The organism is Phaeodactylibacter xiamenensis (genome assembly GCF_965229835.1).
GTDB lineage: Bacteria > Bacteroidota > Bacteroidia > Chitinophagales > Saprospiraceae > Phaeodactylibacter > Phaeodactylibacter xiamenensis.
The window spans coordinates 598,525-622,670 of record NZ_OZ245931.1 but is presented as its reverse complement, the minus strand read 5'-3'; the positions used below and the strand labels follow the sequence as shown (position 1 = coordinate 622,670).

Annotated in this window: 18 protein-coding genes; 8 read left to right on the top strand and 10 right to left on the bottom strand. The window is 51.7% G+C overall.

The window, feature by feature from the left end; translation table 11 throughout:
- Positions 1–167: 167 nt before the first annotated feature.
- Both ACO08I_RS02285 and ACO08I_RS02280 read right to left on the bottom strand, forming a co-directional pair.
- Positions 168–929 carry a sulfite exporter TauE/SafE family protein gene (locus ACO08I_RS02285; protein ID WP_152605207.1) on the bottom strand — a complete coding sequence of 254 codons (762 nt, stop codon included), beginning with the start codon at positions 927–929 and terminating at the stop codon, positions 168–170.
- A gap of 87 nt (positions 930–1,016) precedes the next feature.
- A complete protein-coding gene (locus tag ACO08I_RS02280) occupies positions 1,017–2,003 on the bottom strand; it encodes a pyruvate dehydrogenase complex E1 component subunit beta (RefSeq protein WP_421948343.1) in 987 nt (328 codons plus the stop codon).
- A 303-nt stretch (positions 2,004–2,306) separates the two neighbouring features.
- On the opposite strand from ACO08I_RS02280, the gene ACO08I_RS02275 reads away from it, so the two are divergent.
- From ACO08I_RS02275 to mnmD, 3 genes are read left to right on the top strand one after another with little or no spacing between them, the layout of a single operon-like run.
- Complete coding sequence (locus ACO08I_RS02275) at positions 2,307–2,465, top strand: hypothetical protein (RefSeq protein WP_160213902.1); 159 nt, start codon at positions 2,307–2,309, stop codon at positions 2,463–2,465.
- Positions 2,466–2,813, top strand: coding sequence for a bacillithiol system redox-active protein YtxJ (gene ytxJ, locus ACO08I_RS02270; protein ID WP_202965287.1), 348 nt, complete (start codon positions 2,466–2,468; stop codon positions 2,811–2,813).
- A gap of 35 nt (positions 2,814–2,848) precedes the next feature.
- The gene (gene mnmD / locus ACO08I_RS02265) at positions 2,849–3,526 is read left to right on the top strand and encodes a tRNA (5-methylaminomethyl-2-thiouridine)(34)-methyltransferase MnmD (protein WP_421948342.1); all 678 of its coding nucleotides are present in this window, start codon (positions 2,849–2,851) and stop codon (positions 3,524–3,526) included.
- Here mnmD and ACO08I_RS02260 read toward each other — a convergent pair.
- The gene (locus ACO08I_RS02260) at positions 3,513–4,085 is read right to left on the bottom strand and encodes a hypothetical protein (protein ID WP_044226573.1); all 573 of its coding nucleotides are present in this window, start codon (positions 4,083–4,085) and stop codon (positions 3,513–3,515) included. The genes mnmD and ACO08I_RS02260 overlap by 14 nt on opposite strands.
- Before the next feature lie 212 nt (positions 4,086–4,297).
- On the opposite strand from ACO08I_RS02260, the gene ribD reads away from it, so the two are divergent.
- On the top strand, positions 4,298–5,356 hold the full coding sequence (gene ribD, locus ACO08I_RS02255) for a bifunctional diaminohydroxyphosphoribosylaminopyrimidine deaminase/5-amino-6-(5-phosphoribosylamino)uracil reductase RibD (RefSeq protein ID WP_421948341.1): 1,059 nt from the start codon (positions 4,298–4,300) through the stop codon (positions 5,354–5,356).
- Between the two features lie 99 nt (positions 5,357–5,455).
- A complete protein-coding gene (locus ACO08I_RS02250) occupies positions 5,456–6,013 on the top strand; it encodes a thioredoxin family protein (protein WP_282784950.1) in 558 nt (185 codons plus the stop codon).
- Positions 6,014–6,034: 21 nt separating this feature from the next.
- On the opposite strand, the gene ACO08I_RS02245 is transcribed toward ACO08I_RS02250, so the two are convergent.
- Both ACO08I_RS02245 and ACO08I_RS02240 read right to left on the bottom strand, forming a co-directional pair.
- Positions 6,035–7,582 carry a helicase HerA-like domain-containing protein gene (locus ACO08I_RS02245; RefSeq protein WP_421948340.1) on the bottom strand — a complete coding sequence of 516 codons (1,548 nt, stop codon included), beginning with the start codon at positions 7,580–7,582 and terminating at the stop codon, positions 6,035–6,037.
- Positions 7,583–7,587: 5 nt separating this feature from the next.
- Positions 7,588–8,472 carry a DNA/RNA non-specific endonuclease gene (locus ACO08I_RS02240; protein WP_421948339.1) on the bottom strand — a complete coding sequence of 295 codons (885 nt, stop codon included), beginning with the start codon at positions 8,470–8,472 and terminating at the stop codon, positions 7,588–7,590.
- A gap of 70 nt (positions 8,473–8,542) precedes the next feature.
- Here ACO08I_RS02240 and ACO08I_RS02235 point away from each other — a divergent pair, with 70 nt between their 5' ends.
- Positions 8,543–10,063, top strand: coding sequence for a PAS domain-containing sensor histidine kinase (locus tag ACO08I_RS02235; protein ID WP_421948338.1), 1,521 nt, complete (start codon positions 8,543–8,545; stop codon positions 10,061–10,063).
- Here ACO08I_RS02235 and ACO08I_RS02230 read toward each other — a convergent pair.
- The 5 genes from ACO08I_RS02230 to ACO08I_RS02210 form a co-directional block, all read right to left on the bottom strand.
- On the bottom strand, positions 10,011–11,543 hold the full coding sequence (locus ACO08I_RS02230; protein ID WP_421948337.1) for a S8 family serine peptidase: 1,533 nt from the start codon (positions 11,541–11,543) through the stop codon (positions 10,011–10,013). The two genes, ACO08I_RS02235 and ACO08I_RS02230, sit on opposite strands and share 53 nt — an antisense overlap.
- 1,066 nt (positions 11,544–12,609) lie before the next feature.
- The gene (locus ACO08I_RS02225) at positions 12,610–15,744 is read right to left on the bottom strand and encodes a gliding motility-associated C-terminal domain-containing protein (RefSeq protein WP_421949745.1); all 3,135 of its coding nucleotides are present in this window, start codon (positions 15,742–15,744) and stop codon (positions 12,610–12,612) included.
- Positions 15,744–17,102: a T9SS type A sorting domain-containing protein gene (locus tag ACO08I_RS02220; RefSeq protein WP_421948336.1), complete on the bottom strand. Its 1,359-nt coding sequence runs from the start codon at positions 17,100–17,102 to the stop codon at positions 15,744–15,746. Before ACO08I_RS02220 ends, ACO08I_RS02225 begins: the two co-directional genes overlap by 1 nt.
- Before the next feature lie 357 nt (positions 17,103–17,459).
- The gene (locus tag ACO08I_RS02215) at positions 17,460–17,849 is read right to left on the bottom strand and encodes a hypothetical protein (RefSeq protein ID WP_421948335.1); all 390 of its coding nucleotides are present in this window, start codon (positions 17,847–17,849) and stop codon (positions 17,460–17,462) included.
- On the bottom strand, positions 17,849–21,883 hold the full coding sequence (locus tag ACO08I_RS02210) for a hypothetical protein (protein WP_421948334.1): 4,035 nt from the start codon (positions 21,881–21,883) through the stop codon (positions 17,849–17,851). The genes ACO08I_RS02215 and ACO08I_RS02210 overlap by 1 nt, the downstream gene beginning before the upstream one ends.
- Positions 21,884–22,644: 761 nt before the next feature.
- Between ACO08I_RS02210 and ACO08I_RS02205 the strand changes: the two genes are divergently transcribed.
- Together ACO08I_RS02205 and ACO08I_RS02200 are read left to right on the top strand one after the other, a co-directional pair.
- Positions 22,645–23,043, top strand: coding sequence for a DoxX family protein (locus ACO08I_RS02205; protein ID WP_421948333.1), 399 nt, complete (start codon positions 22,645–22,647; stop codon positions 23,041–23,043).
- A gap of 10 nt (positions 23,044–23,053) precedes the next feature.
- Positions 23,054–24,142 (top strand): FAD:protein FMN transferase, encoded by a 1,089-nt coding sequence (locus tag ACO08I_RS02200; RefSeq protein ID WP_421948332.1) that lies wholly within the window; start codon positions 23,054–23,056, stop codon positions 24,140–24,142.
- Positions 24,143–24,146 lie beyond the last annotated feature (4 nt).

Sequence of the window (24,146 nt, the reverse complement as noted above, 5' to 3'; positions counted from 1 at the left end):
TTCCTTAAGGTAAGCATGGACACGCGGCAAATTCAACTTTACAAACTGCTGTACTTTCTTGGAGCGGGTCAGCAGGACCGCAAGGATGATACTTGTAATCATGGGATTATTCAAAGGATGTTCATGGAAACAACTATAGAACGCCGACGACACCCGAAATGTTGCTACTACCACCCCAGCAAAAGCTTTAAGGAAATTATAAAAGTCATCACGATTACAAAGTAGCGAAAAGCCAGCTCCGGGATTCGCTTGACAATTAAGATGCCAACAAACACGCCCAGCACAATGGCAGGCAGCGCCAAAAGGTTGGCCCGAAAACTGTGCCAGGTGATGGTGCCCCACACGAAAACATGAAAGGGGAACTTGAAAAGATTGATGATCATAAAGAACCAGGCCGTAGTGCCGATGTAGTTGTTCTTAGGTATCCGGGTGGACAGCAGGTAAACAGCCATCACCGGCCCGGCGGCATTCCCAATCATGGTGGTGAACCCGCCCAGCCCGCCGAATACACCCGCAACGTATTTATTGCTGGCCATGAAAGAGGAAAAACTCGTACGTTCCTGCAAAATCAGCAGCACCAGGCTCCCGATGATAATAACGGCGATCATATCTGTAAATACCGCATCATTTACGTAGTAGCCTACCCCGATTGCAATAAGGACGCCCACTACGGCCATGGGCAACAACCGTTTGATATAGTGCCACTCGGCATGCCGGTTGTAGTAGCTGACCGCAAATACATCGGCCATGGAAAGCATGGGGAGGACGAGCCCCACAGAGGCTTTACCTCCGAAAGCAGCCGCCATCATGGGCACAATAAACATACCCAGCCCTTTAATGCCTGCTTTGGCCATACCAATCAGCAAAGCGGCAATAAATAGCACCATCCACTGATCGGAATCGAACTGCTGCCAGATCTCACTCATCATTTTCACTTTGGAATATACCTTAAACAACAAGCCGGTCGCTTCCCGTCAGGGAAAACAACCGGCTTGGTTTTTTCGTGCCGCGAGGGCTTATGCGTTGATGTAAAGGACTTCTTTGGCGGCCTTTACGATCTTATCGGCATTAGGCAGATAGGCTTCTACCAGTGTGGGCGCGTAAGGCAGAGAGGTGTCTGCTGCGTTCACCCGGGTCACCGGTGCGTCGAGGTAGTCGAAGGCATACTTTTGGATTTCGTAGGCGATTTCTGCTGAAACACCGGCAAATGGCCAGCTTTCGTCAATCACGACCAGGCGGTTGGTCTTTTTAACGGACTCCACAATCGTAGCGTGATCAAGCGGGCGGATGGTCCGCAGGTCAATCACTTCCGCAGAAATGCCTTCCCCTTCCAGTGCTTTGGCGGCTTCGAGTGTGGGCAGCAGCATTTTGTTGAAAGTCACCAGCGTAATATCGTAACCTTCACGGTGCACTCTGGCCTTGCCGATCGGGATGAGATACTCTTCCTCCGGCACTTCGCCTTCGTAACCATATAGCATCTCAGATTCCATCATACATACCGGATCGTTATCACGGATAGCAGACTTCAACAGCCCCTTGGCATCAGCAGGGTCAACACAGGAAATGACTTTCAGCCCTGGGACATTGGCCATCCAGCTCTCGAAAGTTTGGGAGTGCTGCTGCGCCAACTGACCGGCACTGCCTGATGGGCCACGGAAAACGATGGGGCATTTGAACTGACCGGCAGACTGAGAAAGGGTCTTGGCGGCGTTATTCACAATCTGATCGAAAGCCAGGACTGCAAAGTTCCAGGTCATGAATTCAACGATGGGGCGCAGCCCGTTCATAGCTGCACCAACGCCAATACCTGCAAAACCCAGTTCGGCAATCGGCGTATCAATAACCCGCTTAGGGCCAAACTCGTCCAACATGCCTTTACTGACTTTATAGGCACCATTATATTCGGCTACCTCCTCTCCCATCAGGAAGACAGTCTCGTCTCTGCGCATCTCTTCAGACATCGCTTCGTTGAGTGCGTCACGTAATGCCAGTGTTTTTGCCATTTTTATGTTTTAATTGAGTGATTTTGTGTGTTGTTAATCCGGGCTAATGTTCAGGCATCATCCCATCGGTCCGGCAAAAATAAGCAATCTGACGAAACTGCAAAAAACAGCTGCAACATCTCAGAATTACCCCACTTTAACAATTATACCGCAGGCTTGTTCTCTTAAAGAATCGGATAACCTGACACAGGTAAGGCTAATAAGCTAAGAAATTCTTAATTTTGCGGGCGTTGGAATAATAGCAATCTTTGCTTTTCCGTTCCATCCCATGAATATTAAAAATCAATCGGAAAACAAGAAGCCATGAAAAAAATCGTCAAAAACACCGCCTTTGCAATTGTTGCCATTTCGGCTCTATCTTCCTGTAACCGCGGATACGGATGCCCAAATAATTTTTCCTTGAACGATGCCCTCTCTACGGTTGTTGATACGGTTATTACCGTTATCAACTACATAGGATAAATGAGCAAAATCAATTGGTTGCAATTGCAATCCCGCAGCCAGATCGAGGAAATTATTGAGCATTCAAAGTCTGTCCCCTGCCTGATCTTTAAGCACAGCACGCGCTGTTCGATAAGTTCGCTTGCGCAAAACCGCCTGAGCAAAGGCTGGTCTTTGGCTGATAATGATGTTCTGCCCTATCATCTCGATCTGATCGCCCACCGAGATTTGTCCAATGCCGTAGCGGAGCAATTCGGCGTCAGGCATGAGTCCCCACAGGTCCTTTTAATAAAGGATGGCAGGTGTGTCTACGATGCCTCCCATCTGGGCATTAGCGCTACCGATATTGCATCACAGGTTGGAGCCTGATTCGACTTTGAGTATTAAAATTGCGTTGCAAGGCTATGGAAGAGTTATCAATTATTAAGACACAGGACGGCTCCGACTCTATCTTTTCCGAACGGTTCGGCGTTTCTTACCACTCCAGGTACGGGGCTATACAGGAATCCCGCCACGTTTTTTTGCAATCCGGGTTATACCCCAGGCTGCAGGCGCTGAAACAGGTCGCCGTGCTGGAAGCCGGGTTGGGAACCGGTCTTAATGCCCTGCTAACCTGCCTTGAGGCGGAAAAAGTGCAAAAGCATATTCGTTACGTAGCGCTGGAAGCCTTTCCACTCAGCACAGCTCAGGCAGACACCCTAAACTACGCAGGCCATCTCGGAGAAGCCGCCGCCACTATACTCCACCAAATCCATCATTCTGAATGGGGCCAACCAGTGGACATCAGTCCTTGGTTTACATTCGAAAAGCGCCGGATCGCTTTTGAGAATTTTGAAGAAGCCGCCGCCTTTGACGTTGTCTACTTCGACGCCTTTGCACCCAATGCCCAACCGGAGCTCTGGGAAGCAGAAGTGCTGGGGCGCATGTACCGCGCACTTAGGGAAGATGGCGTTTTTGTGACATATTGCGCTAAGGGAGCCGTCAAACGCTGCCTGAAAAGCCTTGGGTTCACTATCGAAGCACTGCCCGGCCCTCCGGGTAAGCGGGAAATGACAAGAGGGCTAAAAGTTACTCCGGCGTAGCATCATCGGTACGTTCCCGGTTACGTTTGGGCTTTATGATATTTATCTTGCCCTCTTCGCCGTATAATTCCTTTGATTTTTTGTTGTAAGCCAGTGCAGCTTCTTCGGCCGTATCGAACATGCCAATATGTACCGATTTCCGGTTGATGGAAATGACCGCCCGGAACCGGTTATTCTCCTGATAGACGCCGGTGTAGCCGGCTTTGCTGCTTGTCTTGCGCTTACGGCTGGCCACACTCCTGGAACGGTATTGAATATTGGCCAGCCTGCAATCGAGCTTATTGCCATTTTTGGTGCCTACCAGATTAGATGTGGAGGTTTTTTCGTGAACCAGAAATCGCTCCGCGATGAGTTTATGGAGGTAAATGGTTTCCGTTTTATACTTCCCGTCTGCCTTTTTCCAGGTTTTCTGGAAGACCGCGCAACCACTTGAGTGCTTTCTCAGGTTATTGATGAAGTTGACCTTAACCAGGTAAGTGTCCGTGGTCAGGTATTCATAGACTTGAGCATCAACTAACACCGAGTCATCTGAGTTTTTCAGTTTGACTTTGTACAGCAAAACAGATGGTTTTTTGGCCTACAAGTGCACGTCATTTTGGGAAAAATGCGAGCGTGCAAATATAGTTTTAGTAATCAGGGAGTTTCCAAAAGGTTTGAGACCAACCTTTACGTCCTCTAAAATAAAGCAATTCTCCAAAAACTAAAAAGCCAAAGCCGGATTAATTCCTCTAAATACAGGATATCCTTACTTTTGGCGAAAAATCAGCCTTCATGGACCACCGCGATGAGCATTTTATGCAGCGTTGCTTTGATTTGGCCCGGCTTGGAGCGGGCTCCACCTCCCCTAATCCAATGGTTGGGGCGGTAATCGTGCATGAGGGGCGGATTATCGGAGAAGGCTATCACCGGGCATACGGCGAAGCTCATGCCGAAGTCAATGCCGTTAAAAGCGTCGCACCGGCTGACCGGTCTTTACTCCGGGAATCGACCCTCTATGTTTCTCTCGAACCCTGCAATATCCACCGCAATACCCCCCCCTGTACCCTGCTGATCCTGCAGGAAGGTATCCCAAGGGTGGTCGTGTCAAGTGTAGACCAAACCCCCGGTGTCAATGGCAGCGGGCTGGACCGGTTGCGCAAAGCAGGCGTAGAAGTGAAGACCGGTGTGCTTCAGGAACAGGGAGAGCGCCTCAGTCAGGCGCGGAATACTTTCGTTACGGAGTACCGCCCCTACATACAGCTCAAGTATGCCCAATCTGTCAATGGTATCTTTGCACCGGAGGACAATAAGCAGCTTTGGCTGACCCACCCCTACACCAAACGCCTCGTCCACAAATGGCGCAGTGAGGCTTCCGCCATCCTTGTAGGTGCCAATACGGCATTAGCGGACAACCCGCAGCTCAGTAACCGGTTGTACTACGGGCGCTCGCCTGTGCGGGTGCTAATCGATCGGAAAGGTAATCTCCCCTCCAACCTCCGCATTTTTACCGATGGCGCCCCTACCCTGCTCTTCCGGGCGCAGGGCCTGCCTGAAATAGCGAATTTGCCAGAAACGGTGCAATGTATTGAGATACCGGGAACAGCAGCCTCCATCCCCTTTCTGTTGCGTCAACTCCATGATCTGAAACTGAGTACACTTATGGTGGAAGGAGGTATTCAGACCCTGCAAGCCTTTATTGATCAGGGGCTGTGGGATGAAGCCCTCGTTCTGACGGCGGTATCCTATTTGTCATCAGGGCGGCGGGCACCGAACCTGCCCATCGGGCCCGTTTCCACTTATCAGCTTGGAAGTGATAAGGTAAGCCTGTTTTATCGCCCGCCAATTCGTTAAACTTCCTTTAAAGGCCCGGGCTGTCGACATAAGAACCGGGCAATTTTTGTTTGTTTGTTGTGAAGTTTATCACGGGTAAACGCCAAATTATTGACATCTATGAGTAAGTATCGGAGCATTATTGTCTTCTTCCTGGCCTTCGCTGCCATGAGTTTTGCACCGCAGCAGGCTGCTGCACCGGGCGATAAGGTCAGGTGGATGCGCTGGGAGGAGGCTGTTTCGCATCTTGAACAGCAAGACAAAAAGGTCCTGCTGCATATTTATACCGATTGGTGCACCTGGTGCAAAAGAATGGATACCATCACATTCAATGCTGCTCCGATTGCGTCTTATATCAACGACCAATTCTATCCGGTGCGCCTCAATGCGGAGCGCAAAGCAAGTATTGAGTATAAAGACAATACCTATGAGTTCGTGGAAAATGGCAAACGGGGCTACCATCAGTTCGCGGCGGAGCTGTTGCGTGGCCGAATGAGCTTTCCCTCTGTGGTATTCATGGATGAGCAGGGGGAAGTCATTCAATCTATTGTTGGCTACAAATCTCCGGAAGAATTCGAGCGTATCCTCACCTACTTTGCAGAGGACTACTACAAGGAAACCCCATGGTCGGCCTTTAAACGCGACTACGCGCCTAAGCTGATCAAAAAGGAGGATTAACTACGATATTCTAATCCGGCGCTACCGGCGCTTTTTAACCCCCAATACCCCAAGTATCCCTCGTGTTAGTTCCCTTGCAACCGTCCGCCCAATCTGCCGCGTAGTCGGGCTGTTCAGGATTTTCTCAAACATGCTTTTCTGCGCCCGGCGCGTGGAAGTGCCTGCGGCTTTCTTTTGCTGCGATTTCAGCTCTTCCTGCCGCTCTTCTGTCTGGGCGGCTTTGATTTTCGCGGTCAGGATTTCATGGGCAGACTCCCGGTCTATTTCCTCGTTATACTTATCAGCAATTCGTGATTTCCGGATGATGCTGTCGATTTCTTTTTCGGTCAGTACATCCATCCGGGACTGTGGTGCACGCAGCAGGGTGTGTGCCAATGGCGTAGGGATGCCCTTTTCGTTCAGAGCAGTGACCAGGGCTTCTCCAATCCCCAGCTTGGTCACAACCTCTGCCACATCGTAGTAATCTGACTCCGGATAATTCTGAGCGGCAAGCTTGATGGCTTTGCGGTCCTTTGCGGTAAAGGCGCGCAGGGCATGCTGTACTTTCAAGCCCAGCTGTCCGAGTACGTCATCCGGAATATCAGCAGGGTTTTGGGTAACAAAGAACAAACCAACACCTTTGGAGCGGATAAGCTTGACCATGACCTCGATTTGGTCCAGGAGCGCATCTGATGCTTCCTCAAAGACCAGGTGGGCTTCATCAATGAAAAGCACAAGCTTCGGGCGGTCCATATCCCCTTCTTCCGGGAAAGTAGCATAGATTTCTGCCAGGATCTGCAGCATAAAGGTGGAGAACAGCTTCGGGCGGTCCTGTATGTCTGTCAGGCGGAGCACAGAGACCATGCCTTTGCCTTCTTCATCGATGCGGCAAAGGTCTTCCACATCAAAGGAGCGCTCTCCGAAGAACCGGTCTGCCCCCTGCTGTTCCAACTCCACGATGCGCCGCATAATCGCACCAACGGAGGCCGTGGAAATCAGCCCGTAGAGGGACTCCATTTCATCCTTGCCCTCGTTGGTGGAATACTGAAGCAGCTTTTTAAAATCTTCCAGGTCCACCAGCGGCATTTGGTTGTCATCGCAGTATTTGAAAAGGACAGCGGTGATGCCACTTTGGGTGTCGTTCAGCCCCAGGATTTTAGAGAATAACACGGGGCCAAACTCATGTACCGTAGCCCGCAGGCGCAGCCCTTTTTCTTCTGAAAGCGAGAGGAATTCCACCGGGCTCTGACCGGGCTCAAATGGGAATCCGATCTGCGCATGGCGATCGTCAATTTTGGGGTGCCCGCCGCTGGGTACGGCAATGCCTGACAAGTCGCCCTTGATGTCCATGAGCAATGAAGGTACACCTTCAGCCGATAGCTGTTCCGCAATAATCTGCAGGGTTTTGGTCTTGCCTGAGCCCGTAGCGCCCGCAATCAGGCCGTGCCGGTTGAGGGTTTCCAGAGGTACGCGGACCAGAGCGTTGGTCAGGCATTCCCCATCCAGCATGGCACCGCCCAGGGTGATGCTCGCCCCCTCAAAAGTGTAGCCTTCTTCTATAACTTGTCGGAATTGATCTTGCTTTGACATATTGCTTATCGGTTGTTCCAGTTTTCGATTCGTTTTCTGAATTTGTCTTTGTCCAGCGGCCACAGGTCAATGTCCGCTTTGGCTTCCAGTTCTGTTTCCACCTCCTCCGGCAGGAAACCGGCAAAGAAGTCCAGCCCGGTCATCGCCTCCACTTCATCTACCGTTGCCACAAATTTATACAATGGCTCGTAGGAAATGGTATTCGGGAGCACAAATCCGATAGCTTTAAGCTGTGGCTCCTCAAGATCAAGCAGCACTTTGAAGTATCCGCCGGGGATGGTGACCTCGTTGTTGCCAATAACGCCCTTCGGCTCCATGTCCAGTAAGGGGCCCGTCACCACGTACAATTCGCCTGCATCTTTGGCCCACTCCCGGGTCAGTTCCTCGAGCTCCCGCCATATACCGCCATTGAACTGACGGGCCTGAGGAGAAATATTGCTCATCAGAAAGGTTTCAGACATAGCCAGCTTGCTGTAAGCCCGGTCCGCTGCCGGTATCAAGTGTCCGCGGTCATAACCGGAATGCCGGTAGTCATTGGGGTGAGCAGAGCCGGTAGCGATGGCAGGGTCAGGCCGGAAGTCGTCTGTGCGTTCCACGTAGGGTTCGCGAAGGGTAGCGCCGGAAAGCTTGTAGGCCACCCACTCCGCCTGTTCGTGCGCCTCATTGTAAGATAAGGCATAAGTGGTTTGCTCCACCACGACTCCCCTACCGCCTTTTGGCAAAAAGTAGGATAGCTCAGGGTCCGCAGAGCTGGTTTCAAAATGCTCTCCGGTGAATAAGTTGAAGATAAAGAACAGCCCGGCAATCAGCGCACTGAAAATCCCTACCTTAGCCACCATGCCGGTGCTACCCTTGCCACGGCGCTGATGATTGCTCCTGAACTTTGCCATGTTTTGTTTTTTATTCCAAAAGTAGTAGTTTCAGGAATTATTATGTCCTGGTTCCCTGAAAAATGTCCTAATGCCGCTGATTAACATTTTAAAACGCTCAAGCGATCTTGTCGCGAGCTTTGACAAACGCTACCGGATTATTCATTGGAACAACAGCATAGAAGAGCATACCGGTATTTCCAGAGCAGAGGCTTTAGGAAAGTCGATTTACGATATCCTGCCGGGGCTGAAGGAACATTTGGGCTCCATAATAGAAAAGCAGGTTTTCGAAGAAAAAACAGAGGTAGAATACCTGCATGATTTAAAACTTCAGCTGATTAATGGGGTCATGCTTCATGCTTCCGCAGCCGTTTTCCCCTATCATTACATTGGTCAGACCTCTGCCTCGGAAATAACAGGTGGTGTCCTGCTTCTTTATCCTTTTGAAAAAAGTGCGCCTTACCCACCGAAACTTTCTAAGCTGCTCCTGTCGATCCCCTACTATTCCAGTGAAGCCATAATCATCACTGAAGCCAGCCCTTTGGATGTACCCAAGGGCCCCTCTATTGTTTATGTCAACCGGGCCTTTACAGAAATGACGGGTTATGAAGAGTACGAAGTACTGGGCAAGACTCCAAGAATGCTGCAGGGTCCCAAAACAGACCGTGCCGAGCTCGATCGTATCAAAAAAGCGCTTAAGGAAAAAGTAGCCGTACAGGCAGAACTCCAAAATTACCATAAAGACGGCTCTTGCTATTGGGTTGGGATCAATATCGTGCCCGTAAAAAATGAGGCAGGCTGGACCACTCATTTCATTGGGGTGCAGCGGGATATTACCGATAAAATTGAATCCCGCCGAAACCTGGAAAAAACCGTCGAGGAGCGGACCCACCGCTTGCGTCAGGCAGTGGAGGACCTCGAAGCCTTTGCCTACAGTGCTTCCCACGATTTAAAACAGCCCCTGCGCTCTGTGACTTCCCATCTTGGGCTGCTCAAACGGAAAGCTAAAGGAAAAATCGATGCCGAACTGCTGACCTATATTGACGAAGCAGTGGACGGCGCCCGCCGGATGTACGGGCTGTTGGAAGGCGTACTGCAATATTCACGGATTACTGCCGTAGAGGATGAGTACGAAATGGTAGACCTTCAACAGCTGTTTGCCCGAAAGATCAAAGAGCTGCAACAGGCCTACCCTCAGCAGCGCGTCGAGGTGGAACTTCCGGAACAGCCCTTACCGGTTGTGGAAGGCTATGAGGTCCATTTGGAACAGGTCGTGCAAAACCTGCTTAGCAATGCAGTAAAATACTGTGATGCGGCTGTCGCCAAAATTCAGATAGCGGCAGGTACGGCAGAGGGAAAGCACTGCATTTCCATTACCGACAACGGCCCCGGTATCCCGGAAGAGGACCGGCGGAAAATATTCAACCTCTTTAGCCGCAACCACGAGCTTGTGGAAGGCACTGGCATCGGGCTCGCCATCTGCAAAAGGATTCTGCAACGGCACGGCGGCACCATTGCTATCGCACCTTACGAAAAAGAAAAAGGCGCCACATTCACCTTCACCCTCCCGAAGCCGAAAGCACCTGTTCCACAGCCTTCGCAGGCTGAATAAGCTTACCGGTCTGATCCGTCTGCTGAGTGGATTTTCCCGTTTTGTTTAGGATTTGATACGCCTGATCTGTGGTCAGCCCGGGCTTGAAGCTTTTCATTAACCCGATCAGCCCCGCTACGTAAGGCGTTGCCATGGAAGTCCCGTTATACGTGTCGTACTGATTGCCGGGAATGGTGGAGTAAATACCTACACCGGGTGCAGCAATACCGCGTTTCAGATCGGTTACGTAGTTGGAAAATACCGCTTTGCGGAGCTCATTGTCCACTGCGCTTACGCTAATCACGCCGTCCACCGCTGCCGGCACGTAATTTTTAGCATTCCGGTTAGCATTGCCAGCTGCCGCCACAACGATGGCCCCCTTGTCATTGGCATACTTCACGGCTTTGCGGTAAGCCCGTTCCTTGCTTTGATTGGACAAGCCGCCCAAAGACATGGAAATAACGTCCGCCCCGGCATCCGCAGCCTTGATCATGCCATTGATGATGCTTTTTTGTGTCCCCATCCCGGAGGCATTCAGCACCTTAATGCTCGTCACCTGTACGTAGGAAGCGCCCGGCGAAAAGGAAGCAATGCCGATGCCGTTGTTGGTCACAGCCGCTGCAATGCCTGCACAGTGGGTGCCGTGCCCTCTTGGGTCATTATCGTCCGTTGAATTCAGTGATTTGTAATTCGCGGATAAGTCTTCATGATTGGCATCAACCCCCGTATCCAAAATGGCGATGAGCGCGGTTTTTGCAGGTTTGCCAGATTGCTGCCGCAAAAGCCGGTACAAGTCATTGACCGCCATCGCCTCAAACCCCCACAATTCCGAAATGCCAGGGTCGTTGACGCCGAATTTTTTATTCACCCCCGGCAGCTTCTCACCCGTTACCGGGCTGATGCTGATGCGCTCGTTAGGTTCCACCCAGTCTACCTCAGGCACCGCGCGCAGGTCATTCAGGATGTCCTCCAGGTCGGCCAGATGGCTTTCCGGTATATTGACGACCAGGTAGTCATCCAGTTCTGTGAGATCAGCTTCGCCAACCTCAAAAGCAGTGGCAAAAGTCAAATCGTACTTATAAGCCGGCGTGCTCAGCACATCCTGATCTGCCCCTTCCGCCAGTTCCAGCAGCAACTCCCCATCCGGGTCATAGCTTACCGGCGCGGCTTCCAGTGTGCGCAGGCTACCGCTCATCTGAGCCGGCACAAACCATGCCAGGAAGACCGTAGAAGCCAGTGCTGCCCCCATGAACCAAAGCCGCTTGTGGGTAGCCAATTGAAAAACAGTACCCAACAGCCCCAGTACCAGCAAGTCCCGGAACAACACCCACAGCTTTACCCCGAACTTCACATCAGCGGTAAAGACCACCAGCGCATAACTGAGAAAGAGGCCAAAGAAAATCCGCTGCAGCCAGCGCTCCCGCTCTTCGTCCGAGCGGTATAAAAACCAGAGGGCAAGGCTTGCAGTCGTAGCAATATATAAGGTTGGGTACAACATCATTTCGGCTTTGAGTCAAATTATGAACGAACGATCTAAGCTACCTATTTTCTGTGTGGTGGGCAAAAGAATCCGACGAAAGGGGGTGATGGGCAGGTGGAAGGCCCAATCTTGGCTGAGGGTGGCACGGAGGATGCGGAGCTGAGGTTGAGGTTGAGGCTAAGGTTGAGGTTGAGCGCCCAAGCGCCGCCCGCAACGCAGCGACAGCTTACTGTCGCCTCCAGGCCCCACGAGCCATGTTCGCCAGGATGAAGACCGGCACCGCTCGCCCAACGCCGGGGGCACTCCCCGACCGCCGAAGTCTCGACGAAGGAGGTCCTTCCCCCGGCGTTCTAACTCAAGCACGCCCGGCGAAAGGACCGACTTCCCATAATTTATCCAGACGGACAGGTCCATACGGATGTATACTGGCGTTTTAAACTACATCGGACAGCGAGTGCGCCGGGCGAGGCTGCTACTCCGACCGGCAACGCCCGCAACCAGAACACCCCCCGCCCGAGAAAGCCAAAGGCGACGGCGGGAAAACACCACAATACCAAAATCTTTGCAAGGTTGAGGTTGGTCCCGGCGCAGCCCCAGCGAGGATGAGTTTGAGCACCAGCCTGCGTCCTCCAAAGGCAACGGCCGCTTTGCGACCGCCCCTCGGCGACCCACCGACCGGCACCGCTCAATATCCAAGACTGAACCAACGGCACTGCTCGCCTCCAGGCAGGAGACCGTCTACGGTCGGGCAAAGAAGCCATTGCCTGGTCCTCAACCTCAACCTAGCCTCGGCTGCCCAAAGACCAACCTCATCCTCGCATCGCCCGGGAAAGGCTAAGGTTAAGTTTTCCGACTACCCATAATTTGCCCGTATGGGCGGGCCAGTCCATTCGGACAGGTCCATACGGATGCATATTGGCGCCAAAGCTGCGTCGGACGGAGAAGCACCAGCCTGCGTCCTCCAAAGGCAACGGCCGCTTTGCGGTCGCCTCCCGGCGACCTACCGACCGGCACCGCTCGCCACTTTTACATTTCCGAAGGCCCGTATGGGTTGCATTTCGCGTTTTACAGTTTTACATTTCCTCCCCTACTGCACCAACAAAACCTCCCCCCCAATCTCCACCTCCCGCCCATCCAGCAACAGCAGGCGCAGGCGGCAAAGGTAAACGCCCGAAGGCGCCGCCTCCCCCTTATGCGTGCCGTCCCAGCCTCCTGAGCCGGGAGCAAAGTTTTGCGCCTCATAGACCAGCCCGCCCCAGCGGTTGTAGGCCTGCATCAGGAGGACCTCTGCGACGCCCGTGCCGGCATAGACCGTCAGCAGGTCATTGCGGCCATCGCCGTTGGGCGAAAAGGCATTGGGCAGGTAGGCCGGCGCAGCCGCATCCACGAAAATGGTGGTACGGGCAGTGGCGGTGCACCCCAGGCTGTCCGTCAGGGTGGCGGTGTAGGCCGTGGTGACCGGCGGCTGAGCCAGGGGCACCGGGCAATCGGTGCAGGACAAGCCCGTGGGCGGGTCCCAGGCGATGTCAAAGCTAGTGGCATTTGTAGCAGCCGACAGCCGCACTTCCTGCCCCAGGCGGATGCTCGTATCGGCGGGCAGGATCAACTGCAGGGACGTGGCTGCCGGCAGGGCCGCCTGACGGGCGCGGGCGCAGCCGCTGCCATCGGCTACCGTAATCGTATAAGGCTGTGCAGACAGGTTGGAAAAGACCGGGCCGGGCTGTACCGGGCCATCATTGAGCTGATAGCTGTAAGGCGGCGCACCGCCCCAGATGCTGTCCACCCGCAACTGACCGGCCCCGGGCTCCGGGCAGCCGGTATAGCCCAACGTAAAGGTGAAGTCTATACTGTTTTCCGAAAGGCTCAGGCTGTCGGAAGCGGTGCAGCCATTGGCATCGGTGAGGGTGACGGCGTAGGTGCCGGGGGCCGTGGTGCTCAGTGCAGGCCCTGCGGTGCCATCACTCCAAATGAAGGTGCCGCTGCCATTGCCCGTAAGCGTTGCGCTGCCGCCGTTGCAGAGGCTGCCCGACTGACTGATGGACAAAGCCGGCTCCGGATGAAGGCCCAGTTCCAGCACCACCACACTGTCGCAAGGCTGCCCGTCGCTGATCGTATCCCGGTAGGTGCCGGGCACGGTGAGCAACTGCCCGCCGAAGGCGTAGGCCCCACCGGGGCAGATATCCGCCTGAAGGCTCCCCTCCCGCCGCTCGTAGCGCAGCTCCAGGCAGTGGGTGCTGTCGCAGCCGTACTGGGAGAGGTAGGTGAGGCAGAGGGCGGTGTCGGTGGTGAGGGTTTGGCCTTGCCATTCCAGGGCATCGCCCGGGCAAAGCGCGAAGGCTTCAGCAAAGCGGAAGGTATCCCGAAAGACGAGGCTGGTGCAGTGTATGGAATCACAGCCAAATGAAGAAATGCTATTGTCGCAGCGCACAGTATCTGTGGTGTATACCTGCCCCTCATAGGCCAGCTCGCCTCCGGCACAGGCCGTAAGCGTATCAAAAGTGAAAAGCGTGTCCGCACCGGCGAGTGTATAGGCAGTGGCCGCCAGGCAGCCCAGGCTGTCCTCTACCTGCAAGGTATAAGTGCCTGCGCCTACGTTTTCGAGTACCGGCCCGGAAAAAGCCCCCTCCCATTCGTAGGTATAGGGCGCGGTACCACCCATGGCGCTGCCTTCCAGCAAGCCGCTTTCACCGCAGACGAAGTCCGAAGCGGCATTAATCTGCGCCCAAAGGCTATCGTTTTCCGGGACCAGAAGCGTATCTGCCGAGGTGCAGCCCCGGGCATCGCTCAGGGTGTAGGCATAGGCGCCCGTGGCAAGGCCCGCCCGTGATGCGCCGCTGCCGCCGTCCGACCACGCGTAGGCGTAAGGGGCCTCCCCATTGGAAGCGGACAGGGCAAGCATGCCATCGCTCTGCCCAAAGCAGGCCGGGGAAACCTCAGCATCTACCTCCAGGAAGTCATCGTCCAGCTGTAGGTAGACATAAGAGGGGCTGCCCCGGTAGATGGAGGCATGCACGATGATTTCGACCGTACGGGGCCCGTAGGTGGGCGCAGGGGCTTCGTTATAGTACGCCAGGGCGCTCAGGGCGGCCTCCAGCGCTGCGAAAGTTGCCCCGTTGCTCTGCAGGGTGAGCACGGTGCCCCCATTGCCAGCTACGGTAACCGGTGCCGCCGGGCTGCCCTGCAGGTACTCCTGACCGGAGTCCAATATACCGGACAACCGCAACGTGATAGAATCTATAGGGATTTGCCCGTACACCTGCAGGTCCGTATCTGACAACGGGATGGGGCCACGGCAGGAAGGCGCCGGCGCAAAGTCCAGCCCGGCGCTGCTGCTGTCGTCAATGTCCAGGTCTGCGTAGAGGTCACAGGGGGGCGTGATGACTTCCTCAGGCAGGGCGGTGCCTGTGATGAAATAGCCTATGGTGCAGACCGGGCTGAGGGAATAGTCATTAAAGTCCAGCACATGCAGCACTGACGGGCCAAAATCATCCCCAATGTGCTCAAAAGCATAAGTGACGATGCTGTCGCAGGCAAAAGGGTAAGTTGACATCGACTCTATGCGCCCCACACTGTCCGGGAAGCTGTGCAGCAGCTCGCTCTGCTCCGGGTCGGTGCGGTTGATGCGGACCAGGTCATTCTCCGTAGTCGTCATATATAGCTCCCCTTCCCGCAGCGTCATGCTCCGGGCCTGCCCGACAAAAGGAGGGAACGGGCCAATATCCCACTCCGTGCCGTCCATTGGGCTGTAAGCCTTTAGAGCATGGTCGCCGCTGTAGACAATGGAGTCCAGGCCGGATGCCAGGGCGTGGATGGAGGAGTCAACTCCCCAGTCTACATTTGTCCCTCCGAGAGGCTGTAATTCCCAATCGCCACCTAAAGCATACATGAAAGTGAAAGTCTCTGAGTAAGTAAGAAAAGGAAATAGTTTATACCCAGTGGAAAATGCATAAATATTGGTATTTTGATTAGGAGTTGCCGCTGAGGTGATTTGTGCTGTAGTAGTTACAACAGGTAACTCATTGCAAACCTCCAAGTCCATATAAAACAATTGAGTGTTAAATGACTGCGTCTGAGCAAGCGAGCCCCCCCTATAAGTAAACACCCTAAACTCCGGCACCTGCCCTGCCCCATTGCTCAGGGCAGTGAGCAGCAGGAGGCAGGGCAGCAGGGCTTTGCGAGGGTATTGAAAAAGCAAACGAAACCGGTACGAGAGGAGGTACATCAAGGCTGGTACATGATTTTTTCAGTGTAATAATTGCCCAGCTCATCAGTGACGATGACCTGATAAAGCCCGGGCGTAAGGCCAAGGGCAGCAGTGCTGACCTGAACAGGGGTATACCCCCGGATAAATTCATGGCGCTCCGTATGCACCACCTGCCCCAGCAAATTTACTAAATTGACCTGAGCATTCCCGGCATAGGAAGCCGTAAGTTTGATGGTCAACTGCTGGCTGAAGGGGTTCGGGAAAACGGAGGGGTGAATAATCGAGCTGCCATTAGCCGACTCCGGGCAGGACGCATCAGTTGATAACACATTAAATTCCAGCCCGAATTCTTCAGCCTGCAGCTGAAAAGGCCCGGCAGGATATTCGCAGCCATTCTCACTGATCACCGTCGCTGTGTAGGTGCCGGCCGCTGCGCCCTGCAATGGATTGCCAGTACTGCCATTGCTCCAGCTTACAGTATAATTGACCTGAGGAGGGAGTAGTTGAGTAATCTCCAACTCAATCTGCCCATTGCTGCTTGCCGGGCAGGAAGGAGGGCTTAGCGTAGCGGTGATTTGAGGCTGAGGTTCATTTTCAATATTAAAAGAGAAATTAAGTTCACACCCGCCCGCATCTGTTATGAAAAATTCCTCATAGGGACCGGGGGCAAGGTTATTTAGTGCAAACTGGCCGGGCCCTTGTCCCAAAGGCTGCGTGCCCAGCTGATATGTATAAGGAGGTTGCCCGCCTGATACACTAATAGCAATGCTGCCAGTAGCCTGCCCATCGCAAGCGGCAGTCTGACTGGTGGTTGTGGCCTGTAAATCCTGCAAGCCCTCTACTTCCACCATAGGTGAAGAAAACCGGCACCCTGCTTCGCTGATGGCGACCATATAGTAGCTGCCGGCAGCAGCATCCTCTAATGTCAGCCCCTCATCAGGCAGCAAATCGCCTGCTTCATTGTACCACTCGTAGCTGATGTAGGTATCTGGCCCGATAATTTCTTCAAGGGTTATCTGCCCGGGGCAGGTAGGTGATGCGGGGGTGGTGTTGAATTGGAAGGTGGGGCCGGGGCAGGCCTCTAATACCACACTATACGTAAAAGAACAAGCATAAGCATTATAAACCTCAAGCGTATACTCGCCTGCCAGCACAATATCGTCAGGCTCTTTTGCTGTGGAGGTATAGCCATTAGGGCTCGACCACTCATAGGTGAATGGCCCGGCATTGCCCTCAGCCGTGACTGAAAAAGGCTGCTGTGGGGTGCCTTCGCAGAAGCAATCGCCTGGTTCGAGATTGAGATCAATCCCTATCTGTGCCTGCAGCGCACTGAGCAGGGTTACAAAGAGGACGGTAGTAATCGTGTATTTCATCATACTCGTTTTTGGGCAAAAGAATGGCTGTGACGCACCAAAACAACTTGGCGGGCCGCTCCCTTGCGGTAGGTTGAAATGTTTATGTTTTGGGCAACGCTGGCTTTAAATGGCTAACGCTGCGAAACTCTTTATCTGTTTTTCGACTTTGAGACCGTACAGCTGAAGTATTACTTGGACTGTTGGCTCTGATAAGCTGCCATAGTAGTACCTGCGACTTGATTTCATATGTATAATCGGTTTTGTGTAACTTGCGTCACCTGAAACATTATATAGTTTGTATCCGTTTTTGTACACAAAAGGAGCTCAGGAAACAGTTAGCTTTTATTTTGACATACTTTTACTCTCTGGCTTGACTAATTATTCTTCTTCTGACTTATCGATTATATCAAAAAGTAAAGAATAATACTCTTGATCCTTTTTTACATAATCAAGAAAATGCTCCCTTTCCTTTAATGTCCATTCTTTTAAGATTCCTTTTAACTCTATTCTTAGATTATCTGTACCTTCTTGCAAAAGATATATTGCAGGAATCCATGAGTGTTTGATTGAACCAACAACAGTTTCCAGTCGAGCATCTGCATTTAAAATTTGCTCAAACAGTTTTAATTTTATTGCATGGTTAGTATTTGCCCTTCTTGCCATTAATGCATACAAATGCATTTTTGCAAATCGCTTGGGATTTTCAAATTCCTGTAAAAGTAGCTGATCGCTAATTTCAGACTGTTTAGTGTTTGGATCTAATAACATTAGAGATTTAATAATTGATCAATTAAATCCTGAGTTGATGGATCAAAGGATCCCCCAGGTGGTAAAATTCTGTTCGCAATTAAGTCAACTTCTTCAACAAAATTATCCTTTAAAATTTGAACAGCATTAGGTTGACCTGCATCAATCATCGCCTCTATTTCAATTTTATATGCATTAAACTCTGAAGTTACTCTCCAGTTTGGATCAGCTAATTGTGGCAAACCTAAATATCCTTGAGCTTGATCATCTAAGAAATGCCTATACTCGTGTCTCATTGCAGTTATTGATGCATCTGGTTCCATATGAATTCTACCAGCTTGACCTGGTCTCAACCCAGGTTCATATGCTAAGTCATCTGGTGTTGTCCATTTAAAACTTCCTCCTGCTGATTCAACGTCACTTATAATTTGATCCCATTCGTCAGCGTGAGAAATTCTGCCTGGACCCCAAACGTCTTTTACAGGATCTGAAATAGAATTAAATGTATTTCTTAAATCATCCCATTCGTCAACTTGACTTGGGTTGGCTTTAAAATAAGCTTCACTACCAGGATATCTATCTAAATCATCACTTAGTCTATTTAAAGTTGGCATATCTGTTCGAAGAGAATTAACAACAGCATCATCTGCGCCCTTAAGTATATCCCACGCTTCAACCCCATTACTACTATTAACAAAAAAGTCAATTAGATCATCCGAGGCAGACACAGCGCCACTTGAAAAACTTGCCACCACATCGTGGGTGATGTCTTTAAAAAGAAGAGTGATATCGTCATCCGCCAAATTTTCCCGTGCTGCTTTTCTCCAGACTTTGTAAAAATTGTCATTGCCTTCTTCCGCAATCTTTAGCAAAATCCCTTTATGTTCACTTGAGGCCAGGGAAAGGGTATATATCCAATTCCAGCAGCGGGAAGCCTCAGTAGGGGACATACCAACTGCTCTCATTTTTTCTAACTCCTTTACCGCGTCAATTGCCTTAAGAGCGGATGCATTGCCAGTGACCACCTTGAATAAAGCGACAAAGGTGTTTACCTTCTTACCCTGTGCTGTAAGTAGTATTTTGTCCCCTATCCGAAAAGCCGCTACAAAGGATAAGCCTACCGATGCAGCTGATATTGCAGCTTCCCCGTAGTTTTCTTCTGCCGAATACCAGATGAAGTTAATACCGTCAGCTAAATCTCCAAGGCCAGGAATAAGCCCTACTACATCTAAGGCGGTATGCCCATTCTCAATCAATACTTCTACTAAAGCGCTCAGGAAATCAAGCATTTCAGGCCGGTCTGGATCATCATAAGAAGACCATGACCCATCACAATTGTACCTGTAATAATTATACCCATCACCGCTAGGATCGGCAATGCCATACAGGTATGAAATTTCATCATCTCCTTGCCCCTTCACAGAGAACAGCCATCCGTCAGACATGCCACTTGGGTGCAAATGGGGATTTAAGTTGACCGAAAGCGGATCATTGAAAGAGGCATGAGAAATATCACTCTGGCATAAGTATATACCATAGGGGCCTTGTTCGCCTTCCTGAAAAATGTAAGGCTGTACCCCAGTAAACTCCGAAACAAGCGCTCCACTACCGATAGCAGCATTATCTATATCTACCGGGTCAAATGAATAGCTTTTAAAAGTGACGCTAATATGAGCTTCCGGGCAATCTAAACGCTGACGAGTACCAAAGCTCGCTTTCACTGGGCTGGTTCCCAAATTAGCTGTTTCAAATTCATACACCCCTCCGGGGTCAAGCTGGTTTTTATAACCAATAAACCTGTAATCCCCCTGGCACTTTTTACCTTTTGCGACAAACCGCCCCCGGACTCCATTTGGCTCGTTTAAAGTAAAGGCGACTAAAGCCTCATTGTCAATCTGTGTTTCAAATTTTTTGGACAAGCCAAAGCTTAATCTAGCCCCAGAAGGCACCCACACTGGCAAGCCCGAAGGGGAAACCCCGACTACAGGGTTACTATGATTGCAAGGCCCAGGCGGTATGGGCAAAAGGACATCCGTAGAAGGCAGCAATGCAGGCAAGAGATTATCGACCTGTGCGGAGTTATCCGGGATACTGTCAAAACTTACCAAAGTAGTCTCATTGAACAGAATGTCTACCATCTGCTCACTTTTAGAAGCGTAGCCATAAAGATCAGAATCGTTGGCCACTGTGCCCAGAAGACTGCTCATGTACGCCTCATAGCTTTCCGTCTGCACGTCCTCACCACTATTGACACGGATAAGCAAACAATCTTCTTCTCCCGGAAAGTCAATAAAATGTAACCATACACCTGCATCCGCACTCTCAAAAGCGGTAGCATTTGACTCGAAGAAAGCCCCTCCCTCACAAACGTTACTTTCCTTAGTAATTAGCCCTTGCAAGTTATCACCACATACTTCTACCTCTGCTAAAAACTGATCTAAGGTACAGGCGATATCAGTTACCGTTTCTCCAACACCGCTGAAGGAAAACGCGATACCGTCTGTGCGGTCATCAACATATGTATCGCAGTTACTGCTCCGCAAGCCAACCACATCCTCATCTACCGTGACGCCTATACAAATGAAGCCCTCCTGTTTCAAAGCATCTGCTTGCGAAGCCGGGTCGCTAGCGTCGCCAATGGTGATGGTGCCCCTAGCAATACAACCGTCTGCTCCAGTCACTTCTACAGTGTACTCCCCAGCAGCGTCAACCAGGACATCGGAACTGTTCGCCGCGGCAATGAGTACCCCATTGAGGTACCAGCGGTAGGTATCCTCGTCATTGGGCGCAACACTCAGGGTCGTAGACTGCCCATCACATACGATAAGGTCGGAGGCGGTGATTTCCACTGAACTGTACGTTACCTCCACTAAGGCATCGTCCTGCCCAACAAACTCTCCTTCTGAGGTAGTGACGTATACAAAATAGGCAGTACTGCTTGTTGGTGTCGCCACAGGCATTGCCGAGCGAGGGTCATCCAAGCCATCTGCTGGCACCCATGCATAACAATACTCCACCCCATCCACTGGGTGAGGCTCAGGCAGACAACCTGTGCCCAGCTGAACGCTCTTTCCATCGCAAATGATGTGGTCCGGCCCGGCGACACTAGTACACGGCGGCTCCACCACCACCCCAAAGCTCATCACTTCCTCACCATTTCCATCCGTGAGCTGGAACGTGTATGTACCAGCTACAGCCTCTGCGCTTGGCGACAGCTCGAAGCACACATTGTCAGTACTTCCTGCCGGGAAGGTCAGCGGCATAGTTGTGAAATCACTAAAGTGCGGGGAGCCATCCCCATCAATACTAAGCGCTAACGCCATATCCTCTGCTGGCGCGCTGTCAGGCGACAGGCATAGCATGAATGGGGTGCCGGGCTTGGCCTCTATGCCGCCTGTTATTGGGTTGCCATCATTATCTGTAAGAGACAAACTGGGCATTGGAGCTTCTTGCAGGGCTTCGACCATGAAATTATCCAGCCGGGCAAATACATCGGGGAGATTCACCCCACCATGCTCCGCAACCACCCAGTAGTTGCCATCAGCCGCTACAGCAAACGTATTGCTTTCCATGGTTGCACCAGGATCATTATAGTCAATATCAGCAAGCGGAATACTCTGTGATATGACTGTAACTTGTTGGAGGTTCGACGCCGGTGCATACGCAAAATTAACCGCCTGCCCGGCTCTGTTCACCTTCCCATTTAGGGATACCCGGTAGTCCACACCTGCCAGGAGGGAAACGCGCATGGCAATCCGGTCCTGAGCACTAAAGCTGCTTGTGAACGCGCAAAGGTCATTGAAATTTCCAGAAGCACCATTATTCCCCAAAGTAAATCCCACGGCATTAAAACCCTGCACGCCGCTCAAATTCGGGTTGAATGAAGGGTTTGAGAAGTCAACAATCCGCACCGTATCCCAGCTTTGAGCGGAGGTGAGGAAGGGCACCATAAGTAAGGCAGCCAACAGGACCAGTTGCCCCAGCCGCTTACTGAAAAACGTATCGGGAAATACCGTGAAGGATGTACAGGAATGAGTAGCACGATGTTTTTGCATCTTAAATCTAAATTTTGATGCCCGAACAGAGATTACACACCCGGGCAAAGGGGTTATTTCTCCCGGCGGTACTCGTTGCCGGAAGCTGTGAAAACGAATATTATGTCAGGTATGCACCAACTTGTGCATACAGGGACACATGAACAGCCCAGCCCTTACGGAGGACCGTATCTGGACCTTGTATATCGGGATTGCCGCAAAGGCGCCCTATCTAACCTACCACCTGACAAATCCCACATTGGTGCAAACCAATTCCAAGACAAACCAATCAAGTTTAAAGATTAGAGCCAGTTGAAACACAGGCACTTTCAAACGCTATGGCCAAAGCAGCAATCTGCTGCCTGTGAAACAGACAACCTTACCTCATTTGAAAGACCAAACGTTCATACACCTTTCATCAGGCATAGCATGGTGCCAGACTGATAAAGGGAGTAATGCCTTTCCCATAAATTGTTCCCCAGATTGAAAATGTGCAATACTTAAGCGCTTGCGCGAACATGTCTTTTTTGTACAGGATGCAGAAGCATCAACTGCTTCTGTGATTTTATGTAGCTTACTAACAATGGTAAATTTACCCCCCCCCCCCCGGAGATTCCAAAATTTTTGAGTATTTTTTTAAAAAAAAACATTGCACTCTCTCTTAACTTCTGTAGACGCCAGAAAAGCCCAAAGAAAAGAAGCCCCGGGCATTTTCCCGCTACACACTCCATTATTAATCCCAGCTTGACTACCTTTGCCGCCAACGCAAACCTGACCTGTTTATGACGCACACCCGGTATCACGACGTTGTTCTATTGCTCCTCCGCCTTATGTTTGGGCTCAGCATGGCCTATGCGCACGGCTGGCCTAAGCTGCAAAGGCTTACAGGGGGCGAAGAAGTGAAGTTCCTCGATTTCCTGGGCCTGGGGCCGGAAATTTCACTTGGGCTGGCGGTTTTTGCCGAACTGTTCTGCGCACTGTTGCTTGCCGTGGGGCTATTCACCCGGCTGGCGACCCTACCGCTGATCATTACCATGTTTGTGGCGGTCTTTGTGGCGCATTGGGGCGACCCCTATTCTGATATGGAAGGCGGGCTGTTGTTTTTGGTGCCCTATGTTTGTATTTTACTGGCAGGCCCCGGTTGGTATTCAATTGATGCTCAAATCAGAAAGTCAGCTTAACCAAGTTACCATGAAAACGCTTCTGCACTTTATTTTCCTGGCGCTTCTGACCGGACTCCTCAGCGGTTGCGGCAGCCCCTCCGGCAATGCCATTTCCAGCGATTACCAGATTCTGGAAGGGGAAACGATGGGGACCTACTACCGGGTTACTTTCGACAATCCCGGCATTGAGGAGGTGCAACCGAAAATAGACTCCATACTGCGGCAACTCAACCTGGAGGTGTCGACCTATATTCCGCAGTCTACAATTTCAAGGTTCAACCGGGCGGATAGCTTGTTCAATCTGAACACCAATCCGGTGGACGGTGCTGCAGATACCTACCCGAATGACCACTTTATCCGGAATTTCAAGGCAGCTCTTGAAGTGTACCACGAAACGGAGGGGTACTTCGATGCCACCGTCATGCCCCTGGTCAATTACTGGGGCTTTGGCTATACGGAAAAACGGAAGGTGGCACAGGTGGATAGCCTGATGGTCGATTCCCTGCTGCAGTATGTAGGCATGGAAAAGGTGGAACTGCAGCGCTTCGACGATACCGATCTACTGATCAAAGCCTTTCCTGGGGTTAAGCTGGACTTTAGCGCGGTAGCCAAGGGCTATGGTGTGGACCTGGTGGGCCAGCTGCTTTCCGACCTTGGGGTGCAACATTTCCTGGTAGACATCGGGGGAGAAGCCCTGGCCAAAGGGAAAAGCCCCAGAGGGGACATTTGGAACCTCGGCATCAATGTGCCCAAAGAAGGGGCTGCGGTGGATGAAATACAGACCACCGTGCCTCTGAAGGACCGGGCCCTGGCCACTTCCGGCAATTACCGGAACTACTACGAGGTGGAAGGGCAAAAATACAGCCACACCATCAATGCCAAAACCGGCTATCCGGAGCGCAATACCCTGCTGAGCGCTTCCGTTTTTGCAGACGACTGTATGACCGCCGATGCCTACGCCACCGCCTTCATGACCATGGGCATTGAAAAAGCAAAGCCGATGGCAGAATCCCTGGCGGGCATAGAGGCGTATTTTATCTATGGCTTACCGGACGGCGGCATGGCCGTGACCTATACGCAGGGGCTTAAAGAACTTTTTCAATCAAACGACGAATAACCAT

Coding starts and splice junctions, on each gene's coding strand:
- ACO08I_RS02230 (WP_421948337.1), bottom strand. CDS start 11,543: ATGATGTTGTACCCAACCTTATATATTGCTACGACTGCAAGCCTTGCC.
- ACO08I_RS02225 (WP_421949745.1), bottom strand. CDS start 15,744: ATGTACCTCCTCTCGTACCGGTTTCGTTTGCTTTTTCAATACCCTCGC.
- ACO08I_RS02205 (WP_421948333.1), top strand. CDS start 22,645: ATGACGCACACCCGGTATCACGACGTTGTTCTATTGCTCCTCCGCCTT.
- ACO08I_RS02275 (WP_160213902.1), top strand. CDS start 2,307: ATGAAAAAAATCGTCAAAAACACCGCCTTTGCAATTGTTGCCATTTCG.
- ytxJ (WP_202965287.1), top strand. CDS start 2,466: ATGAGCAAAATCAATTGGTTGCAATTGCAATCCCGCAGCCAGATCGAG.
- ACO08I_RS02280 (WP_421948343.1), bottom strand. CDS start 2,003: ATGGCAAAAACACTGGCATTACGTGACGCACTCAACGAAGCGATGTCT.
- mnmD (WP_421948342.1), top strand. CDS start 2,849: ATGGAAGAGTTATCAATTATTAAGACACAGGACGGCTCCGACTCTATC.
- ACO08I_RS02210 (WP_421948334.1), bottom strand. CDS start 21,883: ATGCAAAAACATCGTGCTACTCATTCCTGTACATCCTTCACGGTATTT.
- ACO08I_RS02250 (WP_282784950.1), top strand. CDS start 5,456: ATGAGTAAGTATCGGAGCATTATTGTCTTCTTCCTGGCCTTCGCTGCC.
- ribD (WP_421948341.1), top strand. CDS start 4,298: ATGGACCACCGCGATGAGCATTTTATGCAGCGTTGCTTTGATTTGGCC.
- ACO08I_RS02240 (WP_421948339.1), bottom strand. CDS start 8,472: ATGGCAAAGTTCAGGAGCAATCATCAGCGCCGTGGCAAGGGTAGCACC.
- ACO08I_RS02200 (WP_421948332.1), top strand. CDS start 23,054: ATGAAAACGCTTCTGCACTTTATTTTCCTGGCGCTTCTGACCGGACTC.
- ACO08I_RS02245 (WP_421948340.1), bottom strand. CDS start 7,582: ATGTCAAAGCAAGATCAATTCCGACAAGTTATAGAAGAAGGCTACACT.
- ACO08I_RS02220 (WP_421948336.1), bottom strand. CDS start 17,102: ATGATGAAATACACGATTACTACCGTCCTCTTTGTAACCCTGCTCAGT.
- ACO08I_RS02235 (WP_421948338.1), top strand. CDS start 8,543: ATGCCGCTGATTAACATTTTAAAACGCTCAAGCGATCTTGTCGCGAGC.
- ACO08I_RS02285 (WP_152605207.1), bottom strand. CDS start 929: ATGATGAGTGAGATCTGGCAGCAGTTCGATTCCGATCAGTGGATGGTG.
- ACO08I_RS02215 (WP_421948335.1), bottom strand. CDS start 17,849: ATGTTATTAGATCCAAACACTAAACAGTCTGAAATTAGCGATCAGCTA.